This window comes from Deinococcus psychrotolerans, assembly GCF_003860465.1.
GTDB classification, from domain to species: domain Bacteria; phylum Deinococcota; class Deinococci; order Deinococcales; family Deinococcaceae; genus Deinococcus; species Deinococcus psychrotolerans.
This window is the reverse complement of record NZ_CP034189.1, coordinates 1-22,148: the sequence shown is the minus strand read 5'-3', so window position 1 is coordinate 22,148 and position 22,148 is coordinate 1. Positions and strand designations below refer to the sequence as shown.

Below are 22,148 nucleotides of genomic sequence, written 5' to 3'. Positions count from 1 at the left end.
GCCTGCTCGACACGGTGCTCAGGAACTTCCTTCTGTTGCCGACTGACTTGGCCCTGCGATGCAGGGTAAGCCCTCCTACTCTCCTACTGGACAGCGGTATATAGTCCCCTGCCTCCTCTGTCCACCCTCGATCCAGCCCTCTTCGACCTCGACAACCACACCCGCGACGACCCCCAAGGCTACCAAGATTTGCTGCCCAGCATCCGTGAAAAAGGCGTGCTGCACCCTGTCCTCGCCCGTCCAAAAGAGGGTGGCCGCTTCGGGGTGGTGGCTGGGCGCAGGCGCGTTCAGGCGTGCTTAGAACTGGGCATTGACGTGCCTACCCTGCTGCGCGACTGGAGCGACGACCAAGCTATCGAAGTCGAGATCACCGAGAACTTGATCCGCAAAAACCTCTCGCCCGTCGAGACAGCCCGCGCCCTTATTACGTTGCTGGCCATCCGCCTGAGAGACGAAGAGGAATTTATTCGGCTGCAACCGCGCAGCAATCCCACGCCCGAAGGCAAGGTTGCCTCTCTGATGCACCGGCTGCGGAAGGCCGTCAGCGGTCAAGAGCAGGAAGATCAAGCCCGGATCGATAGCCCAGCGGCCAACATCATCATCGGCACTTTTCAGGAATACGGGCGTGGGGAGTGGCGGCATTTTGCCGACGTGGGGCTAGCCATGCTCAGCTATCCCGACGACGTGCAGGCGTACATCAATGCCGGGGGCGGCGTGCGGGCAGCGCGTGAGCTGGCCCAGATCAAGGACGCCGAGCTGCGCCAGAAGGCCGTTGACCGCGCCAAGGAACTGCAAGACGGCAAGCACAAAGTGGGCGAGATGGACGCGGCAAAACGCGCTGCCCGCGAAGTCTTGGCCGGAGCCAAAAACCAGCGGCAGACCACGGCTTATCAGCAAGCCGCTGAGACGGCCAGCAAGTCGGCTGCCCAGCATAAAACGGTGGACAACCGCTGGCATTTCCCCGACGAGACGTATGAGAAGGACGCCCAGTACGGCGACCTGTATCACCCGCTGTGGGGTCAGGGCGAGGCGGGGCCGTACTCGGACGCGGACGGCGAGATCGTTTCCGGCGTGGTGATGGTGCGCGGCCACGTAGACGGCGAGTTCGAGGTGCCGCTGGGCATCTACGGACGCCTGCTGGCCAGTTACACCGTGCCTGCCGAGCGTGTGGTCAGCATCGACAGCCCGATCAGCCCCCTCATTGAGTTCGGCACCGGGCTGGGACGGCTGGTCTGCGCCACCAACCCCGAAGTCACCCGCCCCGGTATCGTCGCGGCCTCCCCGCACGTCCTGCCCCTCCAGCGTGAAGAGGCTGACCTCGCGGTGTTGCACCTCCCGGCGTGGAATGAGGTAGACCGGGCCGGTGCGCTGGGTTGGGGGCCGGAAGCTGCCGCCGCTGACTCCAGCCAGATCACCGATTACGACGAGTTCATCCAGTCGGTGATGCTGGCGCTCGACGAGGCCAAGCGGGTCGAACACAGCTGTTCTCCAAGATTGACGGGCTATTAATTTGGTCAACCACTCTTTCTGTGCCAAGCCAAGCGCACTTTTGAACGAACCTTGCGTTTTCGGCGCAGCAGAAGCTCTTCATACGCGGCGAGGCACTCGGAGCGGTGAAGCGGGAGATACAAGCGGCCATCCGGGTGACGGTTGAGGTAGCCAGCTACACGCTGGCGGTCCTGGGAGGTGTCGCCGATCACTACACCGTGAACGCCGGACTTCAGCTGGCATCCGCCCCCACTACCACGGGGAGCGGCCAGCAGAAGCGCTTGGGCTTCCGCGTTGAAAAAGCTCAGGGGCAAAACCACGTGACTGTGGGTTCCCTCGAAAAAGCCGCCCCGCTGCAAGACCGCGTCGAACGGGCACGCAGACACCGTCAATTTCTTCAGCATAGTCATCGTCCTCGACTTGCCGCGCCGGGCGAGGGCAACGGTCTGCAGTCCCAGGCAATTGAGCGAGTGCAACTCGGTGGTCAGCAGCACCAGCGGCCCGTGGGCGCTGTACATCGCCTCCAGACGCTTGACTCGGGCCTGAGGGTTGCCACGCGGCACGCTGGGCAACCAGCCACCATGGGTCATCAAATAATGGCATAGGTGCGGCAGCGTCTCCTCCTGAACCGCCGTGGGGGCCAGCCAACGGTTCTTGCTCTGACGGGCACGCGCAGCCTGCTCGTCGCGCCGTTTGCCCTCATGGGCACTGAGTCGGCTGTCCAGAATACGGGTGGCAGAAGTGGGCTTGCGCTGGGCGCGGGCCTTAATGACCTTTGATGACGTCATATTGCTCCTCTCAACGAAAAAGGCGATCCCATTGGGACCACCTCTTCGTTTCATTTGGTTGAATTTCGGTACTGCTGCGGTTGCCGATGAACTTCAATGAGCGTTCTGCACGTCTCGGAGTACCTTCCAGGGCACGTTCCTCTACAAGGATCAGGTCAAAAATATGCTGGCTGATGCGGTCTCTTTACAGGTTTGCGGGGACCTTGAGGGGCACTCACTAGCGAGGAGAGTCTCGGCGCTCGAGACTCATCGATTTCTTCCATCTCACCTCCACGACCATATGAAAAAACCGCCCCCAGAGCGGGCGCGGTAGATTCTGGGCTCTTGGCCCACAGGTCTGTCCTATCAAAATAACAGAGGTAAATTGGTCTTGAAGGGGATATGCCCGCCCAGGGGAGTCCAGGAAGTTCACTCAGTCTGGTTAGCGTTTTCGGCGCTATGCTCTTTGATTAAAGTGCGTAGCACATCTACAAAGTATTGAAAAGTGGCGTCAGATATGCGAACCTGTTCAGTATGAAGTCGATAGTCCTTCCCTTGTCCGAAGTCGGCGTGCTGGTTCAGGGCTTGACTTACAAGCGCTACGTCGATCCCGACGCCCCCAGCGTCCGTCTCTTGCAGGTCACCGACCTCGACAACTTGCAACCACAGTCAAACACTGGACGGTCCGAACACCTCGACCTGCGCAAAAACCGCGACGCCCTGGTACGTCCTGGACAGGTGCTGATCGCCATGAGGACCAACGACATCAAGACAGCCGTCGTTCCTGCCAAGCTCGATAACGCGGTCGCCACCAACGGCCTGACCGTTCTGACCGTGGATCCAGCCATCGCCGATCCCCATTTCATGGCTGGCCTATTGCGCTCTCAGGCGATGCGCACTTACTTGGCCCCGCTGTTCAGTGGTCAAACCGTTCAAGGAATTTCGCTCTCGAAATTCCGGAACGTGAAGATCACACTGCCTCCGCTCAAGCGCCAGGTAGCTTACGCTGCCGCTTTCGCCGCCCAAGACACTTACCGGAACGCCGTCGAGAGCGTCATTGCCCTGCAGACAGAAGCGCTCGAGATGCGACTGTCCACCCTGATTCCAGTAGGCCTCTGATGGCCACGTCCCTTTCACAAGATTTCTACGCTCAGGCGATCGACTGCATTCGCGGCTACGCTACGGTGCACGAATGCACGCCCACTATCGCACTGCTCACTCTTTTTCACACCGCACAGACCTTCCCCATGTCCCTGGCCGAAGAGGAAATCTCCAAAGAGGAGATCAAGGCAGACGAGTGGAGTAGTGCCCATGACTCGGCAGCGATGCTCCACAAAATCGAAGCGGCCGTCGAGCCGCTGCTCGGTAACATACGTCTCCCAGATCTCGATCTGCCTCCACAGGTGCTCAACAATCTGTCCACGCTGATCAAGCTAGGCACCCAGCGGATCGCCCTTTCTGGCACCGGTTGGGACGGCAGGCAGATCGTAGCAGACGCCTTTACGGGACTGCTCGAGCAGAGTAGTCGTTCCCCACATGAAAGTCGACCACATCACGCCGCACAGCTTGGCCCGTCTGAACGCCGCGCTGCTAGACATCCGTCCAGGAATGCGCCTGCTCGACTTCGCGGTGGGTTATGCAGGGACATGGGTGGCCGTCGCCAAACGCCTCCATGATCAGGGCGAGAATCCGAACAGCGTGTATTTTGTCGGCCAGGACGTCAGCCCTAAAGTCTTGCTCGTCGCCACTTGCCACCTGATGCTTCACGGAATCACCTCGTTCCAGCTGCAAACCGGAGATGCACTGACCGATCCCCAAACGGACGCTAGCCGGTTCGACCGGGTGGTCGCCGATCCCACCTTCGGGCTCCACATTACGGCCAGAAACGACAACTGGCGGTACGATCCACGCTTTCTCGCCGCCCGAACGCCACCACGCTCAGCAGAATGGCTGTTCATGATGCACGGCCTCTCGGTGCTGGCCCCCGGAGGCCGCGCCGTATTCATCACCATCCATGGTCCGCTGTTCCGCAGTGGCAGCGAGCGGGAGATCCGCAAATTCTATGCAAACTGGCTGACCGCAGTTGTTGCTCTTCCCAGAGCGCTCTACCCCGGAACAAGCCTTGCTGTAGCACTGACGGTCTTCGACCGTCCCGCAGACCACTCATCGGCTGAAAACGACGTGCTGATGATCAATGCCTCCCAGTTGAGGGCCAAGGACGGTCGGCACAACATCCTGAGTTCCGAGGTGATCGATCGTCTGGCGAAGTTGGTCGTCAGCGGGAGCGACGAAGAGTTGCCAGCGATCCACGAGTTTGTCGACCAGGCCCGGCTCGCCGACAACGATCACTCATGGCAGCCCAGCCGCTATGTCTACGAGCCCGCCCCCTACGTCCGCAGCCTAGAAGACATCCGCTCCGATTTGGCTGCAGCTCAAAAGACCGCCCAGCAGGCCGCCTCGGCCATGAAGGCCGCGCTGGACGCTCTCGAATAGGCAGAAGAGTCCGGGAACTGACGTGCTGGCCACGAGTCAGGGCAGGGCATGAGACTTCTTAAGCCGCACGCAGGGGGGGCCAGAAAATGTAATTTCTGACGCATCTGCCTGCTATGCTGAAAGCACCCCGGCGGTCACCGAGCACAGACCAAAGGGAACACCCCCCGCGCAGGTAACGAGCCTGTAGTTCGCAGAGGGTGACCGATAAGTAAAACCGAAAGATGTTGTCGGACTCGCCAGTCCGATGGCTTTCGCCTATGCACAGGATACGCGCCCTGTGCATCTCGGTCAACCAGACCAGGCTGCGCGTCCTGGAGTTACACCATGAGTGGGATCATCCGTATCGAGCACGACCGTGACCGCCCCTACGTCGTCGTCTCTAAAACACTGAGCGAGGACACCCGCCTGAGCTTTGCCCTGCGCGGCGTGCTGGTGTATCTGCTCGGCAAGCCAGACGGCTGGACCACCTACATGACCCAAGTCGAGAAGAGCGGCAAGGAAGGGCGTGAAGCCATCGCCGCCATCTTCGTCGAGGGCCGCAAGTTCGGCTACATCCAGACCACCGCACGCCGCGAGAAGGGCAAATTCGTTTACGAGCACACCATCCACGAGCGCCCCCTCGACAAGCCAGTGCCAATGATCGTGGAGCAGGATGGGCAACCGCATACGGCAAACCGTAAGCGGCAAACCGTAAGCGGTAAACCGGACACGGTAAGCCGTGTACTAGTAAGTAATAATCTAGAAAATAATCAAGAGCATGTAATAAAAGAGAGAGAGGAGCAAGCGGCTCCGCCGCCCCCTCTCGCTGAACCTGAGCCTTCAGAAAATAAAAAGGCTGCACAGCCAACCGCCGAAAGCGAAACCCCTCTGACCTCACCAGAAGCTGTTCAGACTCCCCCACTTGTGGGCAGCACTGACGCACAATCTCCTAAGAAAGTTCCGGGCGGCGCGGCAGGCGAGGCGGAGGCGTACCTGCGCCGCAAGCTGAGCAGCACCTTCGTGACCCGCGTGCTCGGCGAGATCCAGCCGCTGGGCGTTGACCGGCAAGAATGGTTCACGCTTCCGCTCATCCGCATTGAGGAGCTGGCCGCCGAGGCCCAGCGAACCCACCTTCAGCACAGCGTCAAAGTGCCGACCCGGATGCGTGATCTGCTCGACGAAGCGGTGCGCCGTCAGTCTCTACAGCAGTCCAGCGTCAGCCTGCCCGAGCTGGCGCTCGCAGCCCCCCAAGCCCGCCGCACTAGCCGCCCCACCAGCACTGCCGAAGCGAACCAGCGCAGCATCGACACGATCTCCTCGGGACTCGAGTACCTGAAAAGGACGGGCCGCGCATGATCGACCATGAGATCTTTCTGGCTGAGTGGGCCGTTCTTGAGGACCGCTTTCAGACCCGCCACAACCAGGAGACGATGGCACGTTACTTGGAGGCCCTGGACGCCGAACTGAGCGTCCCGCAACTCAAGACGGCCTGCGTCCGCGCCTTCCGCCACGAGACGTTCTTTCCCAGCCCGCAGTGCCTGATTGACCATGCCCTTGGGGATTTCCTGACCCGCGCAGAAGAAGCCTGGGACGGGATCATGAGCCGCCTGTGCGGCGGACATGATGTGCTGACCGAACCGAATACGCTGGAGCGCCAGGTGCTTGTGAAGATCGGCGGCGGCAAGATGCTAGTAGAAGCCAGCGACTATGGCCGCCGCGACATGCGCGAGCAGTTCCAGCGACGCTATGCCCGTGCGCTGCGCGAGAAGGACGCAGCGCAGGGGGCTGTGACCCTGAAGCCCGTTGCCCCCGAAGCAGAGCTGCCAAGGGCCCTGGAAGGCCCGCGTGGCAAGACGGTGAACTTCCTCAAAATGGCCTCGCGCGCCGGAATTGCGGTGACGGTGCCGAGCGCAGATCAGGCAGCAGATTGATAAAACAAACAAGCCCGATGCCTATTATCGATGGGGATCATTATCAAAAAGTAACTAGCAAGATAATTTTAGATGCATATTCTGTCTATGAAGGATTGATTGAGCATAAAACAATATCATTAATATGATGAAATCTATTAAATTAATCTTCTTTTGTCTTATAATAGCAACAAGCATTCATTTATCATTATTAGTTCCCTCAGATTTACTCGAACCGATCAATCAGATTACTTTCGCCAGAGTCAAATGACCGACTACCAAAGATAAATTTAGAGCTGCGCTCCAACCACATGGGCTGAGATTTTTAGGCTTAAATAAGGATGTAATAATTGGGAAAAAAGCAGACAAATACGGAGCGAATGATCAGATTTATAATGGATATCTTTTTAGTCACGATAAATTAATATACGCTTGGTTTAATAAAGATGACAAACTTGTCTAAATTCAAGCTTTGGCAAAATATAGTAATCTAATCGCTGACTATCTTGCTATGTTTGGTCTAATATGGAATAGTTGTAATAAATTAGGGATGGATTTGTACAAGGATAATGTAACGAGTAATAAAAGTGCATTTGATGTATTTTAATCAGGGAAATCTGCCACAGAAGCAGTCCGGGATACCAAAAAAGATTCTGTGGATAGATATGCATGAGTTTCTGTTTTAACAGATAATCCTCCATCATATATCCGTCCCATTCTTGTCAACTTTATAAAGAAGAATATGATAGAAGACACAGTGATGCAAGGCAATACAATTCTATTGCATCAAATTAAGCAAAACAGTCTTCCAAAGCTTGTATTAATAGATTTGGAGAGCTTATATATTTCATTCTGTCTATATGATTGAGTCGTAATCGACTCAAAAGATCATAAGGAAGTTTGATTTTTCCATCTGTATCTAGTCGTCTAATGATAAATATCTTTCTAATAAAATCATCCATCCTGTTTCCACGATTTTGATTAAGGATTGTTGCATATTGGCTTGTGGAAAGCATCAGTCCATTAATCCACTTAACAACAAAATACGGAGCTCTAGAAATTGATATATTATGGGTTTTTAAATTTTCTGCAATCCATATTATAATATCATTTGCTCCTTTTTCGTCTTCTGCCTTAAACGCCACCGCCCCTACTGATAAGAATAAGTCAAATTTGTGTTCTTTATGTCTATCTTGCTTTAAAACTCTGGGCAAGATCAAATCAAGTATATCGATTCTACCTTGACTACCTGCTTTTATTAAAGGAGAATAATAATCTCCATTGTCATTGTCATGCTGCTCCTTCTCTGAGAGTGTGGAAAGCCAATACCAAAGTGGCCAGTCACTTGTTTCACTCTCCATTCTACGGAGCTCTCTGCCCCTCTTAGTGTAATAACTCGCTTTTTCGGTAGATTTCCTGATTCCTTGTCCCTCTCTATAAATCTTAGATAGAGCAAAGGCTGCTTCATGGCTACCAAGCTGTAAGGCTTGGTCATATAATTTGAGAGCTTTCTTTAGATCGGGTGGTATTGTCCCTTCTCCAAAATGGTAGGTATTAGCGTCCTTGAGTATTTGTTCGTGACTTACCGGAGTCTCGTCGTATGGTTTGGCCTCTCCGGTTTCATTCAATATTTGCGAGAACACTAACACTATATGCGCGAGATTAGCACTAAAGAACTCACGTTCGTCATCAATGCGCTGACCATTTTTACCGAGTAACGTATGGGCACTTGCCTCAGCTGTCTTAATATCTGCAACTAAGACTGCCGCGACGACATGAAAAGCGGTGGGAACACCGGTGGTCCGCAGTTCCTTGGCGCGGTCAAATGGATTCCGGGAAGTGCAGCCCACTTTGAATACACCGGGCATGCTTTCATTTGCAAGGGCGTAAAGATAACCAGAAGCCATGTCTATATTCTAGAAGTAGGTCTTTGCCTCTGACTACCCTTCAAGGAATTGACCTGCTGGCCACCCGGCAGGTAGGGCATGAGACTTCTCAAGCCGCACGCAGGGGGGGCCAAGAAATGTAATTTCTGACGCATCTGCCTGCTATGCTGAGAGCACCCCGGCGGTCACCGAGCACAGACCAAAGGGAACACCCCCCGCGTGGCGTGCAAGCCATTAGTCGCAGAGGGTGTCCATCCAATCAAAACTCGAATCGTTGTCGGACTCGCCAGTCCGGCGGCTTTCGCCTATGCACAGGATACGCGCCCTGTGCATCTCGGTCAACCAGACCAGGCTGCGCATCCTGGAGTTACACCATGAGTGAGGGATTCTCCATCCGCCAACCCGCTGGCCAGCGCACTTTAGCCCTGCGCGAGGTTTACCTAGCCATCTGCGAAGGTGACGCCTGCGAAGCTCACCTCCTCAACGCCCTGGAGCGTTGGTACACCTACAAGCTCAAGGAACGCGAGCAGAACCGGGGCAAGAACAAAGCTGCACGGCAGGGTAATGCCCCCGCCAACGCCGAGGAGGGCCTGTGGGTGCGCATGAGCGCTGAAAGCTGGGTCACCGAACTGCTGGGCCTCTACAACGAAAAGACCATCCGCTTGAAACTGGGCGAACTTGTGAACCGCAGCTTCGTTAGCACCCGCAGCAACCCCACCCGCCGCTGGGACCGCACCCCGCAATGGCTCTTCCAGCGGCTGGCCGTCCAAGAAGCGGTGGATCTCTGGGAAGCGCAGCGTCCACAGCCGGATCTTGACCCGACCTCAGCTGACCTTGAAGCGGAAAACGTCGCCTCGGCGCAACCGGATGCCCACCCGGAAGCAGTGACCGAGACCAGTCGGACAAATGTCCGGATGCAGCCGGTAAAAGTTCCGAATGGAGTCGGACAAAGTTCCGAGTCGAGTCGGACAAATGTCCGTAGCAATAACACAGGAATCCTTACACAGGAATCTTTCCCAGATACCTTAAACAGAGGAGTTATTCCACTGGAAGAAGACGCGCGCGCAAGGCCGCCTGTGACGTCGTCTAGGATCGAGGCTAGGCAGGAAGACCCAGTCCCGAACTCCTCCTCGGAAAACGCTTCGCTTCAAAACAAAGCCGCAATTCAGGAAGAACTGAGTGCTGTGGCCCTGCTGGAACAACCAGCGGCTTCGCCGACAGCCGCTGACGCGGCCAGTGACATGCTCGCTCTCACCGATCAAGACTTTAATGAGCTACTAGGAGCTGGAGACGTTAACGATCAAGTCCTTCCAAAAGTTGCGGGTGGCGCGGCGGCGGCGAGCCCTACAGTGGCCCTGCAAGTGGCAGCACTGGTTCCTGTGCCCCGGATTGTCCTAGCGGCCCGTCCTGTGGCTCCTGTGGGCTCAGAGGTGCATCAGGGCATCAAGGCGATGGTCGGCAAGCACAGGCTCGATGAACTCCTCGGTGAATTGACTATGACTGGCGGCCACAGTCGCAAGGACTGGCTGCGCCTTTTGCCCGACGAGATCACGCTGGTTCGCGAAGCGGCCCGCAGTGAGGCAAGGCAGCAGGGTGGCAGTATGGTGACGTTCGCGGCGCGCGGCCTTGACCGGATGATCGGCGCTGTAGCCAGCCAGAAACCCCAGCAGCAGGCGTTGCAGGCCAACGGAGCAGCCTACACTCTGTTTGAAAAGCCAGTGGCTCAAGTGGACATGCTCAGTGAAGGCAAATACGAAGTCGGAGCCCGGTACCGGCCAAAAACTGGCGGTGCAGATGTCCAACTGATGGAACTGGAGATGGTCAAGAGCAAGACCGCTGGTATCGGAGCTAAGTACCGTTTCAGCGATGGTCAGGTCATTGGAATGCTGGAACTGATCAGCAAGTTTGATTTTGTGGGGCGTGATATCGGTCGCGAAATTGATCAGTGAGCGATCTCGCCCTATCGATCAGTAAAAATGGCTTTAACTTTATCACGCGTCTCAGCGAGCATCTATTAGGAGCTGCCGCAGTTCTAATTCAGAGTAGGTTCTGGCGAATCTTCCGCACTGAGGGCAGCGTCGTCACACCGGTCATGGATATGGTTTGACTGCTATGGGAAAATCTAGACAAATGCCCGCACCATCCAGAGGGCGCTCAGCATTTGATTTGGCTGCTTCCAGGAGCGTCCTTTCCCACTGATTGTCCCCACTGCGCTAAAACAGGGGTATCAACCTATGACCAACTTCATCGATCAAGCCGAGATCAACAACATCCTCTGGAAAGCCTGCGACACCTTCCGGGGCACGGTCGACCCCAGCGAATACAAGAATTACTTGCTGTCGATGCTGTTCGTGAAATACATCAGCGATGTGTGGCAGGACCATTACGACACCCTGAAAGAGCAATTCGGAGACGACGAGGAGCGCATCCGACGCCGCTTGGAGCGAGACCGCTTTGTGATGCCGCCCGGCAGCTTATTCCTCGATCTGTACCGGCAGCGCACCGCCGACAACATCGGGGAGATCATCGACCAAGCCCTGATCGCCATTGAGGACGCCAACAAGGGCAAGCTCGCCGGTGTATTTCGCAACATCACCTTCAACAGCGAGGCGGCGCTGGGCCAGACCAAAGAGCGCAATGTCCGGCTCAAGCTGCTGCTGGAAGATTTCAACAATCCCAAGCTCGATCTGCGGCCCAGCCGGATCGGCAACCTCGACATCATCGGCAACGCCTACGAATACCTGATTTCGCGGTTCGCGGCGGGCGCGGGCAAGAAGGCCGGGGAGTTTTACACGCCGCCGGAAGTCAGTGAGCTGATGGCGCGGCTGGCCGACCCCAAGCCCGGCGAGCGCATCTACGACCCGACCTGCGGCAGCGCCTCGCTGCTGATCAAGTGCGCCCAGCATGTGCAGGCCAAAGGCAGCCGCAACTACGCCATTTACGGCCAGGAAAACAACGGCAGCACCTACGCCCTGGCCCGCATGAACATGTTTCTGCACGATGTGGACGACGCCCGCATCGAGTGGGGCGACACCATTCGCAACCCGCTGCACCTGGAAGACGACAAGCTGATGAAGTTTGAAGTGGTTGTCGCCAATCCGCCATTCAGCCTCGACAAATGGGGCGCGGACGATATGGCAAGTGACCGGCACGGACGCTTCCACCGGGGCCTGCCGCCCAAGGGCAAGGGCGATTACGCCTTCATCAGCCACAAGATCGCCAGCATGACCGAGGTCGGTTCGCGGATGGTGGTCGTGGTGCCGCACGGCGTTTTGTTTCGCGGCGGCGCGGAAGGCAAGATTCGGGCGCAACTGATTGAAGAGAACCTGCTTGACACGGTGATCGGGCTGCCGACCAACCTGTTTTTCGGCACGGGCATTCCCGCCGCGCTGCTGGTGTTCCGCAAGGGCAAGGCCACGAGTGACGTGCTGTTCATCGACGCCAGCAAAAGTTTTGCGGCGGGCAAGAACCAGAACAACTTGCGGGAGAGCGATTTGGCCTGCATCGTGGACACCTACCGCGCCCGGCAGGACGTGGACAAGTACGCCCGTGTGGTGGCGCAGAGCGAGCTGAGCACCAACGATTACAACCTCAACATTCCGCGCTACGTGGACACCAGCGAGGAGCAGGCCGAAATAGATGTGGCCGCCCTGCAAGCCGACATTGACGTGCTGGAGCAGGAGTGGGCGCAGGCGCGGGACAAGATGCGCGGGTATCTGGCGGAGTTGGGCTTGTGAACCGGGAACAGTTGCCCGCCGCCGCCACTCCTTCGTGATGTATCATGATGCGTATACGGAGGCGTCATGAAAGGAACCATTCGCAACTGGGGCAACAGCCTCGCCATTCGCATTCCCCGCGATTACGCCAGCACCCTCAATATTCAAGACGGCAGCGACGTCAAACTTGAGTTGACAGAACAAGGCCTGCTGATTGTGCCCAGCCGCCCGAAGCGTCACAAACGGAAGCTGGCTGATTTGCTGATCGGGGTCACGCCTGAGCTGATCGGCGGGGAAATGGACTGGGGCGAGCCACAAGGCTCAGAAGTGTGGTGACGCCGGGCCTTCCCGTTCCCAAAAAAGGCGACCTGATCTGGTTGGATTTCAGTCCCCAGGCCGGACACGAGCAAGCAGGCCGCCGCCCCGCGCTGGTCATTACGCCTTCATTGTTCAACCGCTCGACCAATTTGCTGTTTGCTGCCCCGATTACCAGTCGGGTCAGGGGGCACGAATTTGAAGTCCCCTTGCCAGCGGGCCTGAGCATCAGCGGCGTCATTCTGGTACATCACACCCGTTCTGTGGATTGGAAAGTACGCAATGCCGAGATCATAGAGGCCGTGCCAGAAGAAACACTGTTTGAGGTTCTGGACATTTTGAACGCCGTTGTTGAGGATGAAGAATGATCTCGCCCAATTTCCCCGCCTTGCACCCCCGCTCAGGCTTTCGCCCCCGCTGGCCCACACAGGCCGCGTGGCAATGAGCGACGTGAAGACTGTGCCGGAAGGGTGGACGGTAGGAAAGATACAGGATGTCATCGGTGTTATTGAAAGTGGCAAAAGTGTCAATGGAGATGATCGTCCCCTTGAGAAAAACGAAAAGGGTGTTTTAAAAGTTAGCGCAGTTTCCAGTGGTTATTTCGTTGAAGCGGAATCTAAAGCAATCTGGGATTCCGATATACCTCATGCAAGAACAATTGTTAAGGCGAAGTCCATATTGTTTGCACGAGCAAGCGGAAGTGCTGAACTTGTGGGCGCAAACACTTACGTCAATTTAGAATATGATTATCTTTTCTTGCCTGATAAAATTTGGCAGATTCAAGCTCACGAAGGAGCCAACACGCTTTGGCTTTTTTACTTAATTAACACTGCACTCGTTAGAAATGAGATTTTAGAAAGCTCTTCCGGCGGAAGTGGAATGAAAAATGTGTCTCAAGCAAATTTTCTAAACGTTCCAATCCTCCTTCCACCCCTCCCCGAACAACACAAAATCGCCGCCATCCTCTCCGCTTGGGACGACGCCTTAGCCACCCTCGCCCACCTGATTGACACCAAGCGTCAGCAAAAGCGGGCGCTGGCTGAGCAGTTGCTCACGGGGAAACGGAGATTGAAGGGGTTTGAAGGGGAATGGAAAACTGGAGAGCTGGGGCAGTTTTCCAGCGTTGAAATGGGTAGTTCGCCCAGTTCTTCTGCATATAATTCAGACAAAAATGGACTGCCTCTTATTCAAGGAAATGCCGATATTAAGAACCGTATAGCCCAGCCCCGTACGTACACTTCTGAAATTACACGAAAGTGCGAAGCAGGAGACATTATTTTAAGTGTTCGCGCCCCAGTCGGTCAGGTGGCAATAACATTTACCGATGCGTGTATTGGACGTGGAGTCGCATCGATTAGGGCTAAGGAAGACCAGGATTTTATGTATCAGCTTCTTATCGCAAAAGAGAATTCTTGGGGAGCACTAATTCAGGGCAGTACATTTGAATCTGTTACAAGCAAAGAAGTGAAGAGTTTCCTGATCTCTCTCCCACCCCTCCCCGAGCAACAAGCCATCGCCTCCGTCCTCTCTACCTTGGACGCCGAACTCAGCGCCCTCACCCGTCAGCAGGCGGCGGTGCAGCAGCAAAAGCGCGGGCTGATGGATCTGCTGCTGACGGGACGGGTGCGGGTCAAGGTGGATGATCTCCAGACCGGGCCATGAGTCACTTTTGCCCTGACTTGTTACCGCTTTTACCCAGTTTCGCTCTCACTTTAAGTGATTTTCTCTCATGGTAAGTGGTTTTTGATGCCGCCCAGAAGGTACGCCACCGGACAACTGGCCCTCCACACCGAACTTGGCCTGAACGTCCCGGAGCCTTACCAGCAGAGTTGGGTCAGCACCGGCACCACCCGGAAGATCGAGCAGGGGGTCAGCTCAGCCCAGCACACCTACCCCAAGAGTTACCGTCACGGGGGCACCCTCCTCGACCACCTCCGCTTTGCTCTGCGCTACGAACCGCTAGACCTGCGGCTCCTCAGTGCGGCATTCCGAACCTGGGGCGCAGAAGAGATTCGGCTGTGGGTGCAGCAGGAACCGACTGGCGAGCGCTCGCGCCGGGCCTGGTTTCTGTACGAAGCGCTGACCGGGCAGACCCTGGAGCTTCCCGACACCACCAGCGGTGCTTATGTCGGCGCACTCAATGAACGCTGGGAGTACGTCGCAGCCCGCCGCAACAGCCCCCGCCACCGCGTGACCGACAACCTCCTGGGCACCGCTGCCTTCAGCGTGACTGTGCGCCGCACCGACCGGCTGGAGCAGTCCTGGCGCAGTGCACTCGACCAGCGTGCCCGGCAGCTCCTGCGGCAGTACGACCCGGCCCTCCTTGCGCGGGCTATCACCTTCCTCTACACCACCGAAACCCTCTCCAGCTTTCAGATCGAGCGTGAGCAGCCTGACAAAGCCAGGGAGCGCCGTTTTGTGCAGGCGCTGCGCAACGCCAGGAAGTTCAATCCGCTGGACCCTGCCGCGCTGCGGACCTTGCAGCAGCAGATCGTGGAGGGCCAGACTCCGCTGGAGGGCTGGCGCACCGATCAGGTGTTCGTGGGCGAAACGGTCGGGCAGGGCCAGGAACAGGTGCATTTCGTCACCCCGCAACCAGCGGACTTGCCTGCCTTGATGGACGGCTGGCAGGCGATGACGGCCCGCCTGCTCAGTGACCCGTCAGTCGATCCGGTGCTGGCAGCGGCGGCCATCAGCTTCGCGTTCGTCTTCATTCACCCCTTTCCGGACGGCAACGGGCGGCTGCACCGCTACCTGATTCATCAGGTGCTGGAGAAGCGCGACTTTACGCCGCCGGAGGGCATCTTCCCCATCAGCGCCAGCATGTTGCGAGACCGCCGAGGCTATGACGACGCCCTGGAGAGCTTCAGCCGCCCCCTGATGGAGCACCTCGACTTCGAGCTGGACCCGCGTGAACTGACCCTGACCGTGCGCGGCAAAACGGCCCATCTCTACCGTCACTTCGATGCCACGACGCTGGTGGAGTATCTTTATGGCCGCATCGAGGACACCATTGCCCGTGACCTCAGCGGCGAACTGGACTGGCTCAGCCGCTTCGATCAGATCTTTCAGGTGGCCTATGCCCAAGACCTCCCTGACGTGCAGGCCAAGAAACTGGTGCGCTACCTGATGGAGCAGCGGGGCCGACTGTCCAACAACAAGCGCCCACAATTTGCCGACATTGCGCCTGAAAAACTTCGGCTGATCGAGGAACGTGCCCGGCAGGTCTTCGCCGAGAACGACGAATAGTCCTGATTGACACCGTCAGGCTGTGAACGGGTGCAGGAGAGGCACCCCCCCCGCGCTTCCACACGCTACGCTGACCCTCATCCTCGGAGGTTTCCCCTGTCCACCCCAGATCTGCGTGAAATCGTTTCCAGTCAGTTGCCTGCGCTGGCCCAGCTCGTCAATTTGGGCTACACCTACCTGACCCCGGCCCAGACCGTCACTCTGCGGCGGGGGCGGCGCAGTCAGGTCATCCTCACCGACGTGCTGCTGGAAGCGCTGGCGAAGCTGAACACCGTCACCTACCTTGACCGTGTTCAATCCTTCACGCCCGAGGGCCTCCAGAAGGCCGCCGATCAGCTGCTGAACCTGCCGTTCGAGGCGATCTACACCACCGCCTATAAAGCCTACGATCTGCTGACGTTGGGTGTCACCGTCGATCAGACCATAGACGGCGACCGTAAGGCCTTCAGTGTGCGGTTCATCGATTGGCAGTGCCCAGAAAACAACATCTGGCACGTTACCGAGGAGTACGAGGTGGAACGCAGCGGCAGCAGCCGAACGCGCCGCCCCGACATCGTGCTGTTTTGTAACGGCCTGCCGCTGGTCGTCATTGAGTGCAAACGCCCGGATATGGACGGCGCGGTCGCCGAAGCCATTTCGCAGACGCTGCGCAACCATGCCCGTGAGGAGATCCCGCTGCTTTACGCGTTTGCCCAACTGCTGCTGGGCGTCTCGCAAAATGACGCCAGGTACGCCACGACCGGCGCGGACGCCAAGTACTGGGCCGGATGGCGCGAGGAAGATGAGTCAGTTAAAGACGCCCTGCCAGTGCTCATCTCCGCGCCGCTGCCCGCCGAAGTGCGTGCCCGGATCCTCGGCTGGCGGGACGCGCCGCTGCGCGCCGAACTGGACCGCGCCTGGCACGAAGGCCCCCGATTGCCCACCGCCCAGGACAAGCTGATCGCCTCGCTGCTCTCCCCGGCGCGGCTGCTGCCTTTCATCCGCGGCTTCATCGTCTTTGACGCGGGCGTCAAGAAAGCGGCCCGCTATCAGCAGTACTATGCGGTGCTGGCCACCTTGCAGCGGGTACAGGAGCGCACGCCCAGCGGCAGCCGGCGCGGCGGGGTCATCTGGCACACCACCGGAAGCGGCAAGAGCCTAACCATGGTGATGCTGGCCCGTGCCCTGACCCATCTGCCGGATGCTGAGGCCCCGCGCATTGTCCTGGTGACCGACCGTATCGACCTCGACGACCAGATCAAAGACACCTTCAAAAACACCGGTGCGGCGGTTACCAAAGCCAACAGCGGCGCACATCTGCTGGAGCTGCTGGCTTCGGAGCGTACCCAGGTCATCACCGCCATCATCGATAAGTTCGAAGCGGTTGCCCGCGAGAAGTTCAAGGTGGAGAGCCCTGACGTGTTCGTGCTGGTCGACGAGTCCCACCGCAGTCAGTACGGCAGCGCCAACGCCCTGATGCGCAGTGTCTTGCCGCAGGCCTGCTTGATCGGCTTTACCGGCACGCCGCTGCTCAAGAAAGAAAAGAGTACTGCTGAGAAGTTCGGCGGCATTCTCCACGCCTACTCGATGGCCAAGGCCGTGCAGGACAAGGCCGTCGCGCCGCTCAAGTACGAGGCCCGGCACGCCGAGCTTCACGGCGCACAGGAACAGATCGACCGCTGGTTCGAGCGCGTCACCCGTGATTTGACTGAGGCCCAGAAGCGAGACCTCAAGCGGCAGTTCCGGGCCGCCCAGACGGTTCTGGGAGCCACGTCACGCCTCGAAGAGATCGCTTATGACATCGGTGAGCACTTCCGGCAGACCTACCAGGGCCGGGGCCTCAAAGCTCAATTTGCGGTCAGCAGCAAGCTCGATGCCGTGCGCTACAAGAAGATCTTCGAGCGCTGGGGCACCGTCAGTGTGGCGGTGGTGATCAGCGCACCCGATACCCGCGAAGGCCGTGAGAGCGTCGATGAAGCCGACGTGCCGGAAGTACAGGCCTTTTGGCGCGACATGATGAACCGCTACGGCTCTCCGGACGCTTATCAGAAGAACGTCATCAAGGCCTTCAAAGGGGACGGCGATCCTGAGCTGCTGATCGTGGTCGACAAACTCCTGACCGGGTTTGACGCGCCCAGCAATGCCGTGCTGTACCTGGACAAGCGCCTCAAGGAGCACAGCGTTCTGCAAGCCATCGCCCGCGTCAACCGCCTGTACGACGGCAAGGATTACGGCTTGGTGGTGGATTACCGGGGCATTTTCAGTGAGCTGACCGAAGCTCTCGACATTTACGCCGCCCTGGAGGCCGAGGGCTTTGACCCCGCTGATGTGGCGGGCACGCTTGAGAGCGTAGATATCGAGATCGGCCTGCTTAAAACCCGGCACGGTCATGTCTGGGACGTGTTCGGCGGCGTCAATCGCCAGGATTTCGAGGCCATGCAACGTCATCTGGAGCCGCAGGATCGCCGGGACACTTTCTACGAAACCCTGACCCACTTTGCCAAGACGCTGCAACTGGCCCTCGGCACGCCGAGCTTCCTAGATGCTACGCCGGAAGCCGAGCGGCAGGTTTACATCCGTGATTTGCGCTTTTTTCTCAATTTACGCACCACTGTCAAGCGTCGCTACGGTGAGAGCGTGGACTTCGGGCCGCTGGAAGCGCAGTTGCGCAAACTGGTGCAGGAGCATGTCGGCGCGGACAGTGTGGCGGCGCTGGTTGAGCCGGTCAGCCTCTTTGAAGTCGAGGCGTCTCAACAGGAACTGGGTGACATCGAGGGAACGGTGGCCCGTGCCGACACCATGACCAGCCGGGTGCGGCGGGCCGTCACCGAGCGGATGGAAGAAGACCCGGCGTTTTACAAGCGCCTTTCGGAACTGGTGGACGAAGCCATTGCCGACCACCGCGCCGAGCGCTTGAGTGATCTGGAGTATTTGAAGCGCGCAGAAGAACTCACCCGCCTGGCCCGCGAGCGCGGCACCCAGGAAGGCGACCTGCGTCTGCATGAACGGGGAGAGGCCCGCGCTTATTTCGGCCTGCTGGAGGAGGCGTTTAGCACGATGTTGAGCGAGGTACCGAACCTGACTGAGCAGTTGATTCGCGCTGCCCTGCTTTTCGAGGAGGTCATCGAACGCTTCAAGATTCGCGACTGGCACACGAATCTGGGTGTCCGCAACCGCATGATGGACTCCATGGACGATCAGCTCTACGAACTTGAGCAGCTGGGAAACCAGCGCATTCCGCACTCCGTACGCGACGCCTTGTTCGAGAAGGTGCTGTCCGTGGCCCGGCACCGGGATCAGGTGTGACGAAGCGGGCCGGCGTCTCCCAGCGCGTCGCTCAGTACGGCACCACCCGCATTGTTTACCGACTGGTACGCCGGGCACGCCAGACGCTGAGTATCGAGGTGCTGCCCGACGGCACGGTGCAGGCTGCCGCGCCGCTGGAGGCTCCGGACATTGAGATTGAACGCCGAGTCGTGATTCGCGGCGCTTGGATTCTCCGGCAGCAGCGGGAACTGGCCGTGCTCCCCCCTCCCCTGCCTGCCCGGAAATACCTGAGCGGCGAATCGTACCGGTATCTGGGTCGGCAGCATCGCCTCCGCGTGCAGGCAGGCGAAACGGAAGGCGTCAAACTCACGCGCGGTGAGTTGCTCCTGACGGTGCGGTCTCCGAACCGGGCTGAGCGGGTGCTGCAAGGCTGGTTCCGGGCACGCGCCCAGCAGGTGATCGAAGAGCGAATAGTCCCATGTCTGGAACTGACAGCCCATCACGGCGTTCATCATGCGGGGACATTCCAACTGCGGCGCATGGCGACGCGCTGGGGCAGTTGTACGCACGCAGGGCAGCTCACTTTCAATCCCCTGCTGGCGCAGGCACCTAAAGAGTGCATCGATTATGTGCTGCTCCACGAGCTGTGCCACGTCAAAGAGTTCAGCCACGCGCGGGCGTACTACGCGCTGCTGGGCCGGGTGCTGCCGGACTGGAAAGTCAGACGCGCACGGCTCAACCGCCTGGTGGCTTTACCAGGTGAGTGTTGACCTGAGTTTAAACGCGAAATGACCGAAGATCCATCTTCATTCTTTGGGCCGCCACTGGACAGAACCAGCGCATCGCGAATGCACGGTGCTTTCATACTTTCATTCATTCATATATTCATTCCCTTCGTCTCGGCATTCTCCTGTGGTGCCCACGAGGCAGCTCAAACGGAGTTGGAGGATCGCAACAATGTCTCAGCCGAATTCGGACCAGCGTTCGATCAGATGGTCGGCGGTTCGCAGGGCCAGGGTGTGAACCGTGAACGTCGGATTGACCGCGCCTGTCGAGGCGAACAGCGTTGTACCTGTCACAAACAGATTGGGCACATCATGGGTTCCGCCGTAACTGTCCGTGACGGAGGTTTGCGGGTCACGGCCCATCACCGTGCCGCCGAAGATATGCTGCCCGCCCAGACCGCCTGCCCAGCTCTCGGTGGCTCCCGCCGCCTTCATCACCGCCAGACCCTGTTTCGTGCCTACTTCCACGGCACTCAGGCCAGTTTTGCTGTGCTGGTGAACCAGCTGGGCGACGGGAAAGCCGTAGGGATCTTTCTGGCTGCTGAGGGTCAGCCGGTTGTCCTCACTGATGCGGTCCTCGCCTATGTAAGTCATGATTGCCAGATGGCCTGAGGCCTGCTGCATGAAAGCGTGTAGTGGCTCGCCAAACAGATCCACCCGGCTGCCCGCGACGCCCAGCAGGTCGTTGGGTTTCAGGGCGTTGGCGATCAGCCAGCTGAAACTCGCTTTCTGACCCTGGCTGGGCGCTTTGGCGTAGCTGTCCTGATTAAGTAACTGGCCGCCGGTAACGCCGTAGATGTTCTGGGTCTCTTCCTTGAACATCCCATAAATCCCCAGCGAGGGGTGGGTGGCCATGCCGCGACCGACCTGCCCGCTGCGGTTGGCCAGTCCGCCATCGCGCGAGTTGAGCAGAATGCGCGGATTCTGCACCGCGAAGGCCGCCAGAATCACCACCCGCGCCAGCTGTTCCTGGCGCTGACCCGATGCGTCAAAGTATTCGACCCCGCTGGCCTGAGTCCCCGCCGCGTTGGTCAGCACCCTGGTGACGGTGGCTCCGGTCATCACCTGGGCCCCGGCCTCGAGGGCCTGTGGAAGATAGGTGGCCAGTGGATTCGCCAGCGCCCCGATGGGGCAGCCTGCATCACACCAGCCGTCGTAAATGCAGGCTGCTCGCCCGTTGTACACCTCGGTGTTGATCGCCAGCGGAATCGGAGAGGTCTGCATCCCAAGTTTGGTAAATCCCCCCGCGATCAGACGGCCCTGTGCAAACATCGGCACTGGAGGCATCGGGTACGGCTCCCCCGCCGGACGCCAGATTTCCGCTTTATGATCGCCTGAAACGCCGACTTCTTTTTGCACCCGGTCGTAATATGGGCGCAGATCGTCGTAAGTCAGGGGCCAGTCGCGGCCCACTCCAAAGTCGCTGCGAAGCTGGAAGTCGTCTGCGTGCAGCCTCGGCCACACCGCGTAGTGGTGGATGGCCGCGCCGCCAACGCCCCAGCCCGAGTTGAAGGTCACACTGAGAGGATTGGCTCCGCCCGTTTCACTGCTCGGGCCACCCCATTTGAGTCGGCGTGCCCAGATCTGCGAACTGTACAGGTCTCCTTTGCTCCCCAGCGCGTGCTGCGGGCCAGTTTCGAGCAGCAACACCGATTTTCCAGCTTGGGCCAGTTTGGCAGCCAGTAAGCAGCCCGACGCTCCGGCACCGACGATCAGCACATCCACCTTGTCCATGACCTCACCACGCCTTTGGGGGCGCGATGTGCGCCATATAGGGGAGCTTGAGCCGGGCGAATCCCGCCTCGGTGCCGTAGTACACGTCCACCGCGTCGCTGCGGGTCACGAAATAGAACAGCGGCGCGGGCGGGCCGTCCCAGGGCTTGGCGCTGCCCTGCGCCACTTGTCCAGCCAGGCTGGTGCGCTTTGCCGCGTCCAGTTGCGCAAAAGGCTGCTGGTACTGGGCCTGACTCAGGGCGTCAAGAGCGTGAATTCCGCCCTGGTAAAAGCTGAGGGCGGGGGCTGGAAAATCGGTGTAGCGCAGCAGGAGTAAGGGAAGATCCTTGCTGAGCTGGTCATCCAAGAAGTACACCACCCCGGCCTCGGCAGCGCCGGGAACCAGCGTGTCATTCCAGGCTTCGAGCGCTGCGGCTTCGGCGGGCGTGAAATGCTTCAGTGGCACACCCTGAACGCGGGCCTGGGCAGGACTGAGCGGCCCCAGGACGGTGCTGATGGTGAGGGCAGCCAGCCCCAGACCCATTCGGGCCAGCACTTCCCGGCGGCTCAGGACGGCGGCGGAGAACAACGGTTCATCCAT

General features: G+C 58.5%; 17 protein-coding genes. 13 read left to right on the top strand and 4 right to left on the bottom strand.

The window, feature by feature from the left end; genetic code table 11:
* Positions 1–108: 108 nt before the first annotated feature.
* Positions 109–1,509, top strand: coding sequence for a ParB/RepB/Spo0J family partition protein (locus EHF33_RS20880; protein ID WP_124875909.1), 1,401 nt, complete (start codon positions 109–111; stop codon positions 1,507–1,509).
* Between the two features lie 5 nt (positions 1,510–1,514).
* Here EHF33_RS20880 and EHF33_RS20875 read toward each other — a convergent pair whose 3' ends face one another.
* Entirely contained in the window at positions 1,515–2,276 is a 762-nt protein-coding gene (locus EHF33_RS20875; RefSeq protein ID WP_124875907.1) for a hypothetical protein, read from the bottom strand.
* Between the two features lie 513 nt (positions 2,277–2,789).
* On the opposite strand from EHF33_RS20875, the gene EHF33_RS20870 reads away from it, so the two are divergent.
* The 4 genes from EHF33_RS20870 (at position 2,790) to EHF33_RS20855 (ending at position 6,658) form a co-directional block, all read left to right on the top strand.
* On the top strand, positions 2,790–3,374 hold the full coding sequence (locus EHF33_RS20870) for a restriction endonuclease subunit S (protein ID WP_124875905.1): 585 nt from the start codon (positions 2,790–2,792) through the stop codon (positions 3,372–3,374).
* A 417-nt stretch (positions 3,375–3,791) separates the two neighbouring features.
* Positions 3,792–4,748, top strand: coding sequence for an N-6 DNA methylase (locus EHF33_RS20865; RefSeq protein WP_124875903.1), 957 nt, complete (start codon positions 3,792–3,794; stop codon positions 4,746–4,748).
* 324 nt (positions 4,749–5,072) lie between these two features.
* Complete coding sequence (locus tag EHF33_RS20860) at positions 5,073–6,083, top strand: hypothetical protein (RefSeq protein ID WP_124875901.1); 1,011 nt, start codon at positions 5,073–5,075, stop codon at positions 6,081–6,083.
* Positions 6,080–6,658: a hypothetical protein gene (locus EHF33_RS20855; RefSeq protein WP_124875899.1), complete on the top strand. Its 579-nt coding sequence runs from the start codon at positions 6,080–6,082 to the stop codon at positions 6,656–6,658. The genes EHF33_RS20860 and EHF33_RS20855 overlap by 4 nt, the downstream gene beginning before the upstream one ends.
* A gap of 770 nt (positions 6,659–7,428) precedes the next feature.
* On the opposite strand, the gene EHF33_RS20850 is transcribed toward EHF33_RS20855, so the two are convergent.
* A complete protein-coding gene (locus tag EHF33_RS20850; protein WP_124875897.1) occupies positions 7,429–8,544 on the bottom strand; it encodes a GIY-YIG nuclease family protein in 1,116 nt (371 codons plus the stop codon).
* A gap of 353 nt (positions 8,545–8,897) precedes the next feature.
* Between EHF33_RS20850 and EHF33_RS20845 the strand changes: the two genes are divergently transcribed.
* The 8 genes from EHF33_RS20845 (at position 8,898) to EHF33_RS20810 (ending at position 19,819) form a co-directional block, all read left to right on the top strand.
* Positions 8,898–10,472 carry a hypothetical protein gene (locus EHF33_RS20845; protein ID WP_124875895.1) on the top strand — a complete coding sequence of 525 codons (1,575 nt, stop codon included), beginning with the start codon at positions 8,898–8,900 and terminating at the stop codon, positions 10,470–10,472.
* Between the two features lie 285 nt (positions 10,473–10,757).
* Complete coding sequence (locus EHF33_RS20840; protein WP_124875893.1) at positions 10,758–12,260, top strand: type I restriction-modification system subunit M; 1,503 nt, start codon at positions 10,758–10,760, stop codon at positions 12,258–12,260.
* A 66-nt stretch (positions 12,261–12,326) separates the two neighbouring features.
* Positions 12,327–12,575 carry an AbrB/MazE/SpoVT family DNA-binding domain-containing protein gene (locus EHF33_RS20835; RefSeq protein ID WP_124875891.1) on the top strand — a complete coding sequence of 83 codons (249 nt, stop codon included), beginning with the start codon at positions 12,327–12,329 and terminating at the stop codon, positions 12,573–12,575.
* Positions 12,572–12,922: a type II toxin-antitoxin system PemK/MazF family toxin gene (locus EHF33_RS20830; protein WP_124875889.1), complete on the top strand. Its 351-nt coding sequence runs from the start codon at positions 12,572–12,574 to the stop codon at positions 12,920–12,922. Before EHF33_RS20835 ends, EHF33_RS20830 begins: the two co-directional genes overlap by 4 nt.
* Positions 12,912–14,216 carry a restriction endonuclease subunit S gene (locus tag EHF33_RS20825; protein ID WP_124875887.1) on the top strand — a complete coding sequence of 435 codons (1,305 nt, stop codon included), beginning with the start codon at positions 12,912–12,914 and terminating at the stop codon, positions 14,214–14,216. Before EHF33_RS20830 ends, EHF33_RS20825 begins: the two co-directional genes overlap by 11 nt.
* 84 nt (positions 14,217–14,300) lie before the next feature.
* On the top strand, positions 14,301–15,803 hold the full coding sequence (locus EHF33_RS20820; RefSeq protein ID WP_124875885.1) for a Fic family protein: 1,503 nt from the start codon (positions 14,301–14,303) through the stop codon (positions 15,801–15,803).
* A gap of 30 nt (positions 15,804–15,833) precedes the next feature.
* A complete protein-coding gene (locus tag EHF33_RS20815) occupies positions 15,834–19,088 on the top strand; it encodes a type I restriction endonuclease subunit R (protein ID WP_241191489.1) in 3,255 nt (1,084 codons plus the stop codon).
* Complete coding sequence (locus EHF33_RS20810; RefSeq protein WP_124875883.1) at positions 19,085–19,819, top strand: M48 family metallopeptidase; 735 nt, start codon at positions 19,085–19,087, stop codon at positions 19,817–19,819. Before EHF33_RS20815 ends, EHF33_RS20810 begins: the two co-directional genes overlap by 4 nt.
* 192 nt (positions 19,820–20,011) lie before the next feature.
* Here the strand turns inward: EHF33_RS20810 and EHF33_RS20805 are convergent, their stop codons facing one another.
* Together EHF33_RS20805 and EHF33_RS20800 are read right to left on the bottom strand one after the other, a co-directional pair.
* Entirely contained in the window at positions 20,012–21,568 is a 1,557-nt protein-coding gene (locus EHF33_RS20805) for a GMC family oxidoreductase (RefSeq protein ID WP_124875881.1), read from the bottom strand.
* Between the two features lie 4 nt (positions 21,569–21,572).
* Complete coding sequence (locus EHF33_RS20800; protein WP_124875879.1) at positions 21,573–22,148, bottom strand: gluconate 2-dehydrogenase subunit 3 family protein; 576 nt, start codon at positions 22,146–22,148, stop codon at positions 21,573–21,575.